The sequence below is a fragment of the Aeoliella mucimassa genome (assembly GCF_007748035.1).
Taxonomy (GTDB): domain Bacteria; phylum Planctomycetota; class Planctomycetia; order Pirellulales; family Lacipirellulaceae; genus Aeoliella; species Aeoliella mucimassa.
In genome coordinates this window covers 6,154,845-6,169,569 of record NZ_CP036278.1, presented here as the reverse complement: position 1 = coordinate 6,169,569, position 14,725 = coordinate 6,154,845, and the positions used below count along the sequence as shown (strand labels likewise).

Genomic DNA, 14,725 nt, shown 5'->3' with positions numbered 1-14,725 from the left:
AAGGTGTGCTTACTCTTGTTCGTATAGCTCGGGGAATACATCGTCGCTCAAGTCTTGCCGGCGGACCAAGGTCTTCAGCCGAGCGAGGAAGTCGAACTTATAGTTCGCGACCTGTTGTTCGCTGAGATCCAGCAGCTTGGCCACCCGCTTGTTGGCCTGGCCGCGGGCGAAGAGCAGTTCGATGCATTTGTACTTGGTCCAATCGCCTCGTTCGCACCAGCGTTCGATCTCGCCGGCCAGGGCCTCGGCGATGGATTGCTCCTCGAGGCCCCGACGTTCGCCGCTGCGAGCGATGCTACTGGCAGCCCGAGCTGGTCCAGGCAGATCCCATGCTCCGCCGTCGGATCCATCGGTAGTCGACAAGGGGAGCGCCGGGCGACGACCTTCGCGGCGCAGGTAATCGGTAAGCTTATGAGCGGCAATCGAGAACAGCCAGCTCTCCAGCGGTCGACGCGTGTCGTAGTTCGGCAAGCTGGTGAGGAAGCCAACAAACGTCTCTTGCACAACGTCTTCACTGGCAGCGCGACGGCGCAAACGACTTTCGACAAACGCCAGCAATCGGCCTTCGTACTCGTCGATTAAACGAGTCCAGGCGTCGGGGTTTCCGCGGCGGATGTCGTCGACTAACAGGGAGTCGGGATTAGGCATCGGGACAAAACGGCGATAGGGGGTAAAGCTAGCCCGCTCAGGGGGGCGAGGCCAACCTTATATGTTGGCCAAGATAACAAATACTACTATCCCGATTATCGCTGCCGGAACGCCAATAAACAACCGCTTACTGTAATAGCCCTTGGTATAAGTATCGAGCTTAATCAGGCCCAAAACCCCGGCCAGGCTGGCCAGAACGCCTGCCATGCTAAGTCCTACGAGGGCTACATTTTCCTGTCGGGCGTAATCTCGCCAGCGGTTCAGCATGTCCTGCGTGGTATGATCGTCAAATTCCAGCAGCACGTGCAGGTTCGTCATGTACTTTTGGTGTTCCAGGTCGAAATCACGGGTCTCGTAGAATCGATCCGACACAATGTTGTCGCGAATGTAACGGTTGTTGATGCCGAGTCGCTCGAGCGTGGGGACGAACGTGGTGCCGTGAGCCTCGCCGGCGACTTCGTCTTGCAGATAGCTGATGACAGCATCCTGAATAACACCCTCCGCCTGTTCGTTGCAGCCTTGCGGAGTGGAGTACCAGCTAGATTCAATCACCAATCGGTGGACGTTTTCCACGCTCTTCGGAGGGCTCGATACCCACTCGGGTAGTGGAGTCATGGATGGTGAAGGGCCAATGGGATCGAAGTCGCTGTCGTGTTCCTCAGTCGACGTGGTTTCGGGTGTAGGCCAAGTTGCGGCCGCAGGCTGTGACTCTTCGACGGCTTCAGACGTTTCGTTCGAACTCTCCTCGGCGGGCGATTCGGTAGCTACGTTCGTATCGGCGGATTCGCCCGTTTCTGGTTTCTCAGTTTCTGCTTTGTCTTCCGATGGAGAGTTTTCTTGCGGCTCAGTCACTTCCGAGTCATTGGAAGCAATGGTTGTTGTTTCGATGGTGATCCGTGGGCCGAATTGCTGATCGTGCACGTCGTCCGAGAACAAAGGAGAGCCATGCTCAGAGCGATGAGTCGAAGTGCTCATCGTGCCGCTCATCGAAACCGCGCGAGGAGTGCTAGCTCGGAAGCTCACCACAAACAGGATGGCCATGATGGCCAGCGCGGTGAGCCCGACCACGGGGCCCGAACGCTTGAGCAGCTTCGAGACGATCGCCAGAAAGACAATCGCCAAGATCACGACCGACCAACTCAAGCGAAACTGGCTGCTACTCGAGCCCATGTGAGCCTGGGCCGATGGCATTGCTATCGCTGCTTGATTGTGCGCTTGTTCCACCAGTGACTCCGCCTGGCGACGATATGCTTCGGCGAGTTGCTGCGAGTCGGCTTCTCCGGTCATCTCCATTTGGGCAGCCATCGCCCGCAGTTCCTGGCTTTGGGCTTCCATCATCTGTGCTTGTTCCATCGCATACGCCTGCACTTCCGTTTGCTGATACGACGCGTAGGTCCAGCCAACGATGGCGACCACCGCGATGGCCAGCAGCGAAGCAACCGCGATCGTGGCACCGCGAGTATGACGGTTCGACAAACCGATCACGAACAGAACCAGGCCGGTGATCAACACGCCTAGCAGTAGTAGTAATCCTAAAATGCTAACTGCCATCATCAGACCGCCATGGTTTGTTCGGCCAACGACTTGCGCTTACTGGGTGGTAGCCAAGCCGAGACCAGTTGTGTACTTACAGCGATCACCCCAGCGACGGCCACGCCGGTGGGTTGGGGGAACCAGAAGATGAAATGAAGCAGCCAGGCACCGCAGATCGCAACCCCGGTGCCGATCAGGCTAAGGCGGGTGCGGCGGGTGTAATCGGCGAGTTTCCACCACCGCAACACCAGCATCATCAGCGAGAAGTACATCACGCAGAGCATCAGGTCGGGCAGCACCGCGTTGGTGCCATACCACTGCAGATAGTCACTTTGGTTGCTGTCGAGTACTTCGCTCAACATACTGCCGTTGAATCGCACCCCTGCGTCGTTGACGTAGGGAACACCAATCATCAGCTCGTAAGCGAGTCCCCAGGCGGCCAGACCGACGAGCGAACCCCCGGCCATTTGCCACATTCGCATGGGAACCTGGTCCTCGGTCCGACCTTCGGTGAACTTCGACACAGCAATCACAACCCAGCAGCCAAGCGTGCTGACGGAAGATAGCCATAAGTGGAGCGGCATCCGCTCGACCGAGGAATTGCCACCCACGACTACCACGATCAAAAGCGACAGGAACGTGCACACGATGCCCGATAGCACCATCGCACTCAGTAGTTCGGTAGCGCGATCGCGAAGCGGTTTTTGCGAAAGCTCTTTATGGACCTGTTCTTTCCAGTTGGTCCGCAGGTGGTGTGCCTTGAGCGTGGCTGCGCGACGTTGTTCTGCACGCGACATCGGTGGACCCGATGGCGGCTGGGCGTGGTCGTGAGCGCGTCGCGGTTGGGGCGGCGGAGGCTGCTGACCTGCCCGGCGTAGCTCGCCTGGCAATATTACCATCGACCAGATGATGTAGTAAAACAGGTATACCACTCCCGAGACAGCCAGTAAGCCGCCCCAGGTTTGAATGGTGAGCAACGCCAGCACGATGATGCCTAGCATCAGGAGCGTCTTGGGAACCGGATGCAAAGGCCATTGATGCCAGCGATCGACGGTGTCGTTCCAATTGGTCGCAACCCAATCGTAGATCGGTTCGCGAACCATCGGCTTCGGCGGAACCGGTGGTGGGGTCGCCGCGGCATGTTCTCCACGTACCGAGGTATCGGGAAACAGGTGGGCGGCTCCAATGCCATCGCCGTCGGCCTGATTGGCTGTCCATCCATCGATCTTCTCCGGATGCAAAGGTCCCACGCTGCGTCCATCCGGCAGCAACGAAACCAGTTCGTCGACGCTGCCGATTCGCACTTCGGGATCTTTGGCCAGGGTTCGTTTCACGATGTCGAGAAACGGGCTTTCGAGTTTCGATAGATCGGGCTCGGCGGTCAGGTGCTTCATGAGCACTTCGCCGACGCTCTCGCCTTCGAAGGGTACATGCCCGGTAAGCATCTCGTAGAGCATGATGCCCAGGGCGTAGGTATCGATCTCGCGGCCGTAACGACCGTTGGCAATCTCGGGAGCCATGTAGTGCACGGTGCCGACGCTTTCGGTTTGACCGCTGCGTCGACTGCACGAGATGAACTTCGACAGACCGTAGTCGCCGATCTTCACGGTTCCACCTTCGGTGGAGTCGATATCGAGGAACACGTTGCCTGGCTTCAGGTCGCGGTGCACAATGCCATGATTGTGCAGGTAGGCGACGCCGGTGCCGATGCCGCGCATCCAGCGTACGACTTGCTCGACCGGCATGCCGTTCGGGTGACGATCGATCGCGTCTTCGAGCGATTCACCCGACACGTATTCCATGACCACCCATTGGTCGCCGAGCGAGTCGCTACGGATGTCGTAAATGCCAATGAGGTTGGAGTGTTTCAGGTTCAAGCAGTGCTTGACGCCCCGCAACTCGACATCGAGGTTGCGACGAATCAGCTTGAGGGCGACTTCCTTGCCAGCATCGCTGGTGGCGAAATAGACCTCGCCGAAGCCGCCGCGGCCGATGCCGCGCTTGATGGTGTAACCTTCCAGGGGTTGGCTGCCGGTGGGGTAGAGGAACTTTACCGGCGTACGCTCTTCGCCACCCCCCAATTCGGGGTCGATCTGGCCAGGTTGTGGGGTGCGAACGTCCATTGTGAGTGTCAGAGTCGGTTCCCTTGTTTGCTTTCAGTGTAACTTCTTCTGTCCGCTTTTTCGCCAGCGGGCCGAAAACCTTGTCACAATTCTGGCGGGATTATTTCAAGTTTCTCTCTGCAGTCGTGCCCAACCCCAATTTCCCCTCTAAAGAGACGCTCTTCGGGGGCACGACGACTCACGCTTCTTCCAAACTTAGAGCAAAACTTTCGCCCTCAAGCCGAGCTCCCGCCTCGACTGGGGTCACCCCGTCGGCGGCTACGCCGTCGACGGTGAGGGGCAAATTCGACCGGCAGCACAACCGTCCCGCCTGGCGGAACAGCATGATGTCTCCTGGCCACCGGCGGCAAATCACGTGCGAGTGGCTCCGCGGACCCATCACGCAGCTATCGGCCATCAGCAGCACCGCGTCGGCGCGTGGCTCGGTACGGTGCCCACTAATGGGGGTCAGCCGGGCCGTGGCACTCAACGCATGTGGCTTGGTGAACTCCAGCCGCACGGTGCCACCGAGTTCGATCGTATGGTGATTAGCCAGCACCATCGGGCCCGTCAGCGGGCGGCCGTCGACCACCACATCGCTTAGGGGATCGATGGTGTAGTTGCCCCCTTCGCGGCGAATCACCGCATGGCGGCGCGACAGGTCGGCACACAACGGAATGGCAATATTCGAGTTCGGCGTTGGTTGTCCCAGCACCACTTCTTCGTCCAGGCAAACCAGGAACCCTCCGACAGCGTCGACCCACATCATGAATCGGTTGGGAGGTTCGGAGCCGGGCATCGTATCGTTCGACGTATGAGAGGATGAAGACGGGCGTTTCAGGTCGGCCGTGTCTTTCAGCGACAGCGAGGCCACTGGGCGACCTGCGCCGTGGAATAGTCGCGTGGCGTCGAGTCCCACGGCACGCCAGGCCTTCTTACGAGCTGCCTGGGCGACGCGATCGCGGGGAGCAAGTGATAGCATACGATCAGCCAGTTCGAGCACTTGTTGCCACTCTTGGTTGGCACTAGCAGCGTGCAATTGGCTGGCGAGATCGTGGTGTTCCTGGCAGTCGTGCTCGACTTGTTCGACGCGTCGGGCGACTAACTGTGTATCCATTGTAACACCCAGACGGTTCAATTGGACGGTAGGTCCGCGGAGCGATTGTGCGGCTTCGGCACTTTTTCCCACGGACAGCATTTGTTCGGCTTGGAGCAGGTGCTGGACGATTTCCAGCATCTCTGCGGTCTCACTGCTATTCAGGCCTCGGCGGGCCAGTTTCGCGAGCTCTTGCTCAGCGGCGGCGGTGCGCCCGTCGGCCAGGAATTGTTGGGCACGATCGAGAAGGTGCTGCCGGTACGATTGACGCAGGTCGGCCACCGGGCAGTCGTTGCCAGCCATTCGCTCGGCCAGTTCGACATCGCGCCAGCCGGCCGAAGTGTAGCCAGCTTGCATCCGCCCGCGAGCACGCTCGGCGACTCGCTCGGCCAACTCGGCCGAGAGTTCTCGGGCCTGGCGAAAGTCTTTCAGATCGTCTTGTCCTACGATGGCACAAGCCCGGTCTAATTGTCCCTCGCGCAGTGCACGTCGGGCTTCGCCAAGTTGTTTACGCCAAGTGGGCAACATCGGCCAACAGTCTCAAGTGCCAAATAGAAATAGAAGAAGAAAATGGATCCCACGGCTGGCTAGTCACCCGGAGCATCGTAGCCAACCGTGGGAGGTCCTGCAATTTTCAATTACTCGTGCAAGCTAACCGCAGCGACTTCGGTGCCTTCTTCGCTAGGCAGGTTGAAGTACGAGGCTACCTTCTGAGTGATCTCACCCGACTCTTCGGGGTCGAGTTGAATCTCGGGCACCACGTCGATATCGGCGTTGGCGATCCGGGCTTTCACATCGAGCGAAGTACGGATGTCGGTGATCAGCTTCTTGGCACGAGCCAGTTCGCTATCGTCGAACGGCAGTTCGCAAGTTGCTTGGGCCACGGCCACGAGTTGCTCTTTGGCTTCCAGGCACTTGATGTCGGTCTCGAGCTTCTTCTGAGCCGAAACCATGCCCGAGTACTTTTCGCGAGCTGCCATTAGGTTGGCTACACGAGCATCGCGCATGTCACGCAAGCTGGCGAGCGTTTCGTCGTCGACCTTGTAGCGGGCGAACTTGCTCTCAAGGCTACGTTCGACGTCCGAGCGATCATAGGTGCGACTAGCGTAGCGGAACACGCTTTTGCCGCTGGTCAGGTCGCTCTGCAGGTGCATGATTTCACCTTGCAGTTTGTTGCTATTTTTCTCGGCCAAGGCGATATGCTCGTCGAGTTGCTCCAGGGCTACTTCTTCCTTGGCAATCACATGCATGGCTTCTTCGATGACTGGAGTCAGGTCGGAAACCATCTGACGAGCGCGGTCGATTTGGAAGCTCGTGGGAACCGACTCCTGGACGCCGTCCGAAACGCGGCGAGCGCCGGTCTTCAGGTAACTTAGGGCATCCCGCCCGAACAACAGGCCGGCTACCAAACCGACGGCAAGAACAGTAACGAGGGTTTTTTTGATCATGGTATGGGCTCCTTGATCGGGTGAGGACTTACGGAAGCAGCAGGGGGCGCACTTTCGCATGGGAGTGATTTTTCGCTGGGTCGCGGAAAAGAAACGTCTAAACACCATTAAGACCAGTCACAAAAAGTGCTGATCTAATAAGGCATTCGCCGGCAGTTTCGAGATATTTGGAAACTTGTAGAAAAATTTGAAGTCGTTTGCCGCTTGCGACTCAGCCGGGGTACCGCGCAGAATGGAGGAACCCCTCGATTCTTTCCGACGCGTTCTGGAATACCGAAAAATGAAGCGTTTCCTGCTTGGCGGCCTGTTGCTAGCAATCTTGGCCGGGTGCAACGGCACTCAAACCGACTCCCCCGAAAAATCGCAGCCATTATCCGAGGCGGCCAAGAAGTACCGCCCGGTGTTCTTGGTCACCGAGCAGCCAGCCGGAGCGATCACGGTGGTTGAAGCGATGGGCAAGCTCGCCCCCCCTGCCGAAGGGGAGGCTGCCGCACCCGAAACGCCTGCCGCGGAACCCACCCTGATGGTGGTCGAAGGCCAAATCGGCGGAATGCCAAATCCCTTTGGCGAGGATGCCGGGGCCGAATTCCCCTGGTATGCGGAGATGGCCGCCTTCTCGCTGGTCGATCCGGCCACTGCGGTTGAGTTCGAGGGGCACGAGCACGCCGAGGGCGAAGAGTGCTTGTGGTGCACGCGAACCGCTCAGAAGATGGTCGACACGGTCGCTACGGTCGAGTTGAACGACGAGTCAGGCGAAATCATTGCCGAGCAGGCCGATACGTTGCTCGGTCTCGAAGAAGGGACGACCGTCGTGGTCGAAGGTACCGCCCGCATGGAGCTAGGCCGGCTGAAGATTGTTGCCGACCACATTTACGTGAAGCTGTAGCTGCTCTAGCGCGTTTCGGCGGGCTGTTGTGGCTTCAATTTGCCGGCCGAGCCATTCGGTGCCGGCGGCGCTTCCGCGTTGGGCTGGAAGCTACCGAGTTGATGGAACTCCATCAGTTCGGCCAGACCAGCGGCTGCTAGTTCGCGTCCCGAAACGTATTTGCCCGGCGTAATCCACTCCCGCATCATGTCGTGCGATACCTGGAACAAGTCAGCCAGCAGCACGTCCATATCGCTCTCGAGCGAAGCAAAGTGTCGCGCCCACTCAGCCGCTTCGGCTAGGCCAACGTTTTCTTCGCTTTGCCAACGCATGGGGTGGAACAGCAGCACGCTGAACGGCGTTACGATCCGGCGGCGACATGCCGCAAATGGCCAGAGCGCGGCACTCGAGCACTCGCCAGTCACTACTCCGGTGACATCTAACCGGCGGAGCTTGATGAGGGTCATCAGGCTCATCGCACAGTAGGGGCTCCCGCCGGGCGAGTCGAAGTAAATGGTGCAGTTGCCGCCTGGTTCGATGCTCAGCAACTTGTCCGTAAGCTCACTTTCGTGATCGGTGAGATCACCGACAATCGCAAGTTCTAACGGCCCTTCTTCTTGCTGCTGATCATGGTTTTCAGAACTAGGCATCGACAAATTCCCCTATACTCATATTCTCAGGCAGCCAATTCATCCGTCTCTGCAAATCGTGGTAATCTTCCTACGTTTTGCGGTGTCCCCAAACCTCTATTCTACGCCTCGAGAACGCGGGCCGCCATAGATTGGGCCGCCCCGCAGGCGAAACCCCCTGCAGGCTGCCCGGATTTAAACGGGCAACCGCTACAACCGGTGGGCTGCCAGCCGGGATGGTTCGGTTGCTCGGGCACGGGAATCTGCGTAACTGTCGAATATTTCTTCATTTAGCACCTTGGCGGCAATATACTGGAAGAGAGGCATCGTACCCATTAAGGGCAGCCATTTCCGCTTGCGGGGCCGGCTGCTCGTTGCGACTGCTTGCGAATGGTCGCAGGTGTTGTGCGGTACATCGATTGCCACGCTAGTCCGTTTTCCGATTCGCCTACGATTTAGACCAGTAGTCATGGGAATCCGTTTCGCCTGTCCCAACGGCCATCCGTTGCACGTAAAGACCGAGCTTGCCGGCAAGCGGGGTATTTGCCCTGAGTGCAAAGTTCGTTTTTGGATTCCCCAGCCCGAACAGGTACAGAACGACGCTGCTGAGTTAACCCGCGCGAAGCCAGCTCCAGTTCAGGCTGCTGCAGTAGGAGCGCCGGCCGCGGCCGGTTCGGCTGCGAGTGCACCAGCAAGCCAGCAATCGCCTGCGGCTCCGACACCAAAACAAGCCGCGCCCAAAAAGGCACCCGCTGCCGCGAGTCCTCCGGCCCCAGCGCCTGAGTCGGCACCAGCAACAGCTCCACCTACTCCCCCTGCACCGCCGGCTGCACCCGTAGCAGCGCAAGTTGCCCCTCCCCCTCCTCCTCAGACACCACCTGCGGCCGCTGCGCCGCCACCCCCTGCTGCTCCGCCAGCCCCAGCGGCAAGCGAGTCCTCGGCCGAACCACCCGCCTGGTACATTCGCCCGGCCGCCGGTGGCATGTTTGGCCCAGCGGATGATCAGTTGATCAAACAGTGGACCACCGAAGGTCGTGTGGGGGCCGATTCGCACGTTTGGCGGACTGGTTGGCCCGACTGGCGTCTGGCCAGGGATCTACCCGAGTATTTCCCCAGTCTGGCGGGCTCGGCGGTGCCGACTCCTGCAGTCGAGTTGCCTGTCGGCTACAATGAAACGCCCGCGTCGGAGGTCGCTCGACCGACGGATCCCCACGATCCGGCCGTGGTTGCCGCCCGCTACCAGCGTCGAAAACGCCGTTCGGCCGCCAGCCAGCAACTGGCTGCGGTGTTGCTTGGTGTGCTCGTGGTGGTTTTGGCGGGAGTGTTGGTGTGGGTAGTGGTAAACGCGAATTCCGACTCCAAGCCCGACGAAACCACGGCCCCGCCAGCGGTGACCACCCCCGAAGCGAAACCGCAGGAACCAGCCAATAACGCCGAAGCCCCGGCCGAAGAACAGGAAGCCGGCGACGAAGAAGCAGAGATGTAGCCTGCAACGTGTCGGCCGGTTTCCCACTTCATCTTGGACCTAAGATCTACGAATACCAACCTAATTGCTATGAATAATACACCTCGAGGTTGGCAATGGATTGCTGTACTTACTGTTGTTACTTGCTGTGGAAGTACTTTCGCGCAGGCGCAGGAACCGACCCCGGCCGCTGAACCAGCCGACGCGCCGGCGAAGGTTGAGTCGCAGGAAGACAAACCTGCTAGCGAGCAGCCAGCCGCCAAATCCGACAAGAAGCCTGAAGCCAAGAAGCCGGCGGACGAGAAGCCACCGACTCAGGTGCTAAAAGTCTACGACGATCGTCTGCAGTTGACCGTGCCAGCCGCCTGGAAGGTGGTCGATCCCAAGAACAACCTGATCGAACTGGAGTTGTCGGTTGCACCAGCCGAAGCCAACGCTGCCGACGAAGCTAGCGAAGACGAAGTGTTGTCGTCGCATGGACGAATCACCATGATGTCGGCCGGCGGCGATGTCGATTCGAACATTCGTCGTTGGGTAGGTCAGTTCCGCATGGGACGCGACGCTGATGGCAAAGATGCGATGCGGCGTCGCGAACGCAAAGTGCGGGGAGCCATCGCTCACGTGCTCGATATTGCTGGCACCTACTTCGACAGCCCTCGCGGTCCCTTTGGTCCCAAGGTCGAACGACCCGACTACCGGATGCTGGGGGCGATTATCGAAGTCGAAGGCGCGGGAAAGTTTTTCGTGAAATTCTATGGCCCGGCCAAGCTGGTCGAGAAGAATCAAGAAGCGTTTGAGCAAATGCTCGAAACGCTGGAAGTGATGGACCCCGAAGCCGATGCAGCTGATGCCGACGAAGAACAGGCAGAGGAGCAGGCCGAGGTGAGCGAAGCCAGTGTTCTGCAATCGACTGCTAAGGACAAAGAGTAAAACAGCCGCATGAATTGCACGCTTACGCCGATGGATCGCGAGGAACTGCTGTTAGCTCCTTACGCCATGCGCAGCCAGCAATCGGCCGGCCGCCAGTATCCGGAGTCGACGCACCCTTATCGGACGATCTTCCAACGCGATCGCGATCGCATCACGCACTGCGCCGCGTTTCGCCGCCTGAGTCAAAAGACGCAGGTCTTTACCGGCGACTCCGGCGATTACCATCGTACGCGCCTTACTCATACCTTGGAAGTCGCTTCCATCGCCCGCACCATCGCGCGGGCGTTGCGGTTGAATGAAGACCTGGTAGAAGCTTTGGCCCTGCTGCACGACATTGGTCATCCTCCTTTTGGCCATGCGGGCGAGGACCTGCTCGACGAACGCCTGGCCGGCGAGGGGGGCTTCAACCATAACGCGCAAGCGCTGCGAATCGTGAAACGAATCGAGCAGCGGTACCCTAATTTTCCAGGGCTGAACCTATCGCAGGAAGTGCTATCAGGGCAGCAGCGCCGGGGCAGCAGTCGCAAGGCGATAAGCGAACCCCCGCAGCCGTTGCTGGAAGTGCAAATAGTGGATGCCGCCGATAGTATTGCCTACGACGCCCACGATGCCGACGACGCCCTGGAACTCGGTCTGCTCACGATGAACGACATGGCCGAACTCGAACTCTGGCGCGAAGCGACCCAGGTGGTCGAGAGCCGCTACTCGAACCTGGAGCCTTTGCAGCTGCGACGGGCCATCATCCATCAGCTCATCGACCAAGGAGTCGGGATGCTAATCGAAACCACCCTCGCCCGACTTGAAGATTGGCAGATTACGAGTGTCGAACAGGTGCAGGCTTCTCCGTCGCTGGTGACCATGCCCGAGGAGTTTGCCGAACGCAAACTTTGCATGCAACAGTTCTTGTTTTCCCGCGTCTATCGGCATCCCGATCTCTTGCGTCAGCGAGAACTATCGACGGCTGAGCTCGGAGTGCTGTTCGACTACTACGTTGATCACGGCAACGAATTGCCAACGTTCTATCAGACGATTGCCGAAGAAGAAGGCCTGCCCCGCGCGGTAGGCGATTACCTTTCAACGCAAACCGATCGCTCCGCTCGCGAGGCGTACCAGTCGCTATGATTCGCATCGCCATCACGCAACCCGATATTCGCCCTTACCGAGTGCCGGTCTACAATCTGCTAGCCTCGCAGCCCGATATCGAAGTGACCGTGTTCGCCGATTTGGCGAAAGACGCCCCGAACCCCGAGAAGGAAGATATTCGGTTTCGTTTCGAGCCCGCGACGACCGATCCCAAGCCGCTCGGGCCGCTGCCGTTTGTCACGCACTCGGCTCACCATCAGGTGAACGATCCTGCGAAGTTCGACTTTGTGATTCACTCTTGGAATCCGCACTATCGCTCGTTGCGTCCCGCGCTCAAACAGGCTAAGAAGCTTGGAATTCCAACACTCGTGTGGGGGCATGGTTACTCGAAACGCGATAGCTGGTTTCGTACCATGCTACGCAACTGGGTCGCCCGGCCAGCGGATGGAATCCTGTTGTATACCCATCCGATCGCCCAGCGGATGATCGACAAATATGGCTTTGACGCCGAGCGAGTGTTTGTCGCCCAGAACGCGATTGACCAAACGCCGATCCAGGCGGCTCGTGAGGCTTGGTTGGCCGATCCTGAGCGACTCGCCCAGTTTCAGGCGGAACACGAATTGGTTCCAGGGCGAACCGTGGTATTTGTTTCCCGCCTGCTCGACGAGAACCGCCCCGATCGACTGGTGCGGGCAATCGATGGATTGCGACACGACTACGACGACTGCAAGCTGGTGATCGTCGGCGATGGTCCGGAACGACCGAAGCTGGAAGCCTTGGCCGAGCAGCTGAATGTAGCTGACCGCGTGATTTTTACCGGCGCTATTTACGACGAATACCAGATGGCTCCCTGGCTGCTTTCGAGCGGGGTGTTCTGTTACCCCGAGAACGTTGGACTCAGCTTGCTAACCGCGTTCGGGTTTGGTTTGCCGGCGGTGACCTCCGACAACATCGAGGCTCAGAACCCCGAAGTCGTCGCCCTGCAGCATGGCAAAAATGGATTGCTCTACCCTTACGGTAACGAGCAAGCGATGATCGACGCTTTGGGAAGTGTCCTAGGCAACGACGAGTTTCGCGAATCGCTAGCTGCCGAAGCTCTGCGGACGGTTACCGAGGAATTTACGCTTGCAACGATGGTGCAGGGCTTTCTGGATGCAACTCGGCTGGTGGATGGCAAGACCCGGAAAGTCGTACTGCCATAATCGCTTACCCACGAGCGACTTATAATCGAAATAATCGCAACAGTTGGCTTGTTCGACCTTTGGGAGGTTATGAAGTTGCCGACAAGTGCCCATTTTCGTTGTTCGTCACTTAGCTGGCGGTAAAATAGCTTGAATGCCTCGAACTGCCTGGAAATGGGCAGGTATAGCGTCCTCCAATTGCTCGGCATTCCATGTATGTAACACCCGCTGAGTAACTGTAATCGCAATAGCAGAGCAATGAATCCTCAAGACGAAACGCTAGGCATTCTGGGCCTCGTATTCATGGTTGCGATGGCATTGCTCATCGTGATTCCCTATCTGCGTGGGAAAGCGGATCTGCTCACCAGCTACAATCTGTTTCTGTTTGGTTCGTTTATCTTCACCGGACTGTCGGCTTATGCCTGGAGCAACCGAGGGCACTACCTTCATTACGAAGCTGCCGACTATACGTGGACCTATATCGGTTATGGGGTGTTCTACGCTGTATTTCTGGTGGTCTACAACTTTGTCTCGTGGCCTAGAAAGATGGCCGGGCGGCTATTTCGAACTTGGTGCTCTCCCTCGTTCGTGTCGTACTTCGTACTGGCGGTAATCTCGATTGTATTGAGCGGTATCGCGCTGCTCCAAATTCCGATTCCTGTTATCTCGCAGTTATCGTTCTTGATTTTTGTGCGATTGGGACCCTTCGCGGTGATTCTTGCGATCATGGCATTTCGTCGTGATGCATTTAACCCGCTCACCCTGCTACTTGTCGTTCTCACGATTACTCCGGCGTTCATTATGTCGCTGGCGTTCGGTGGTGGTCGACGTATTGCGCTATCGCTCCTGTTCGCCTTGCCGGTGGTCGTGTACTGGACTTGGCTACGTTATAAGAAGCCAAAGCTTGTGCTTCCGGTCTTGCTTGTCGTCGGTATCGTGATGTTTGGCTTCAACAATGGTCTCGAGGCCGTGCGGCACCGAGATTCGGATGCAAGAGGCCTGGGACGTGCTCTGGAAACGATTCGCTTGATTGCGACACAGAGCTTCACGTTTAGCTCCGCCGACCTGGCATTGACCGCACAAGACTCGGTGGAAGTGACTCTGTTTACCGTGCACAACTTCGTTGGGCCTAGTGCCAAGTACGAGGGTAAATTGTTTGCAGCCCCTTACTTCGTGCTGGTGAACCCCATTCCGCGAACTTTTTGGGAGGATAAACCCAAGGCGATTGGCTTCACCCTTCCTCAAGAAGTCGCGAAGAAGGAAGGCATGCATGGTCTTGGTAACGTGAATTGGGGCGTATCTCCCGCGGCTCAAGGTTTCCACGATGGTGGTATGTGGGTCATTGCTCTCTATGCGGTGTTTTTTGGCCTGTCGTTCCGCTACCTGGACGAGTGGTTGGTGCGCCAACCCGACAATCCATTCCTGCTAGGTTTCCTGGCTTCCAGCTCTGCGAACATCGTGGGCATGGCTCGTGGTAGCATCGATATCATGTCGATTCCGATCATTTCGTCCGCGATTGCGATGGTTTTCCTAGCCATCATGGCGCGCATGTTCTTTGGCTCCGATTACATCTATCCTCGTACGGACCAAGTAAAGAATTTCCCGCTCGACTACCTGAAACCGCAGCCAAGATCGGGCCCCTAGTCTTAGTGCTAGCACTCTCCGGTATTGCACTGTGCGCGGTGCTTTCAGGCGAGTACATTTTGCTCCCTCTGTCCGTAGGACTGACGGACGAACGTAGACGA

Annotated in this window: 12 protein-coding genes; 6 read left to right on the top strand and 6 right to left on the bottom strand. The window is 58.1% G+C overall.

Translation table 11 applies throughout. The annotated features are described in order from the left end of the window. Positions 1-9: 9 nt before the first annotated feature. The 5 genes from Pan181_RS24255 to Pan181_RS24235 form a co-directional block, all read right to left on the bottom strand. Positions 10-648, bottom strand: coding sequence for an RNA polymerase sigma factor (locus tag Pan181_RS24255; protein WP_145251333.1), 639 nt, complete (start codon positions 646-648; stop codon positions 10-12). Between the two features lie 57 nt (positions 649-705). After that, on the bottom strand, positions 706-2,202 hold the full coding sequence (locus Pan181_RS24250) for a hypothetical protein (RefSeq protein WP_145251331.1): 1,497 nt from the start codon (positions 2,200-2,202) through the stop codon (positions 706-708). Then, on the bottom strand, positions 2,202-4,304 hold the full coding sequence (locus Pan181_RS24245; protein ID WP_145251329.1) for a serine/threonine-protein kinase: 2,103 nt from the start codon (positions 4,302-4,304) through the stop codon (positions 2,202-2,204). Before Pan181_RS24245 ends, Pan181_RS24250 begins: the two co-directional genes overlap by 1 nt. 178 nt (positions 4,305-4,482) lie before the next feature. Further along, a complete protein-coding gene (locus Pan181_RS24240) occupies positions 4,483-5,907 on the bottom strand; it encodes an FHA domain-containing protein (protein ID WP_145251327.1) in 1,425 nt (474 codons plus the stop codon). Positions 5,908-6,017: 110 nt separating this feature from the next. After that, positions 6,018-6,827 carry a hypothetical protein gene (locus Pan181_RS24235; RefSeq protein ID WP_145251325.1) on the bottom strand — a complete coding sequence of 270 codons (810 nt, stop codon included), beginning with the start codon at positions 6,825-6,827 and terminating at the stop codon, positions 6,018-6,020. Between the two features lie 280 nt (positions 6,828-7,107). Here Pan181_RS24235 and Pan181_RS24230 point away from each other — a divergent pair, with 280 nt between their 5' ends. After that, a complete protein-coding gene (locus Pan181_RS24230) occupies positions 7,108-7,713 on the top strand; it encodes an OB-fold nucleic acid binding domain-containing protein (protein ID WP_145251323.1) in 606 nt (201 codons plus the stop codon). 5 nt (positions 7,714-7,718) lie between these two features. Here the strand turns inward: Pan181_RS24230 and Pan181_RS24225 are convergent, their stop codons facing one another. Then, on the bottom strand, positions 7,719-8,342 hold the full coding sequence (locus tag Pan181_RS24225) for an ATP-dependent Clp protease proteolytic subunit (protein ID WP_145251321.1): 624 nt from the start codon (positions 8,340-8,342) through the stop codon (positions 7,719-7,721). Between the two features lie 448 nt (positions 8,343-8,790). Between Pan181_RS24225 and Pan181_RS24220 the strand changes: the two genes are divergently transcribed. The 5 genes from Pan181_RS24220 (at position 8,791) to Pan181_RS24200 (ending at position 14,624) form a co-directional block, all read left to right on the top strand. Beyond that, positions 8,791-9,807: a DUF4339 domain-containing protein gene (locus tag Pan181_RS24220; RefSeq protein ID WP_145251319.1), complete on the top strand. Its 1,017-nt coding sequence runs from the start codon at positions 8,791-8,793 to the stop codon at positions 9,805-9,807. Positions 9,808-9,876: 69 nt separating this feature from the next. Then, the gene (locus Pan181_RS24215; protein WP_145251317.1) at positions 9,877-10,716 is read left to right on the top strand and encodes a hypothetical protein; all 840 of its coding nucleotides are present in this window, start codon (positions 9,877-9,879) and stop codon (positions 10,714-10,716) included. A gap of 9 nt (positions 10,717-10,725) precedes the next feature. Continuing rightward, positions 10,726-11,838 carry a dGTP triphosphohydrolase gene (gene dgt, locus Pan181_RS24210; protein WP_197528659.1) on the top strand — a complete coding sequence of 371 codons (1,113 nt, stop codon included), beginning with the start codon at positions 10,726-10,728 and terminating at the stop codon, positions 11,836-11,838. After that, a complete protein-coding gene (locus Pan181_RS24205) occupies positions 11,835-13,001 on the top strand; it encodes a glycosyltransferase family 4 protein (protein ID WP_145251315.1) in 1,167 nt (388 codons plus the stop codon). The genes dgt and Pan181_RS24205 overlap by 4 nt, the downstream gene beginning before the upstream one ends. Before the next feature lie 237 nt (positions 13,002-13,238). Continuing rightward, positions 13,239-14,624 carry a hypothetical protein gene (locus tag Pan181_RS24200; protein WP_145251313.1) on the top strand — a complete coding sequence of 462 codons (1,386 nt, stop codon included), beginning with the start codon at positions 13,239-13,241 and terminating at the stop codon, positions 14,622-14,624. The last annotated feature ends 101 nt before the right edge of the window (positions 14,625-14,725 follow it).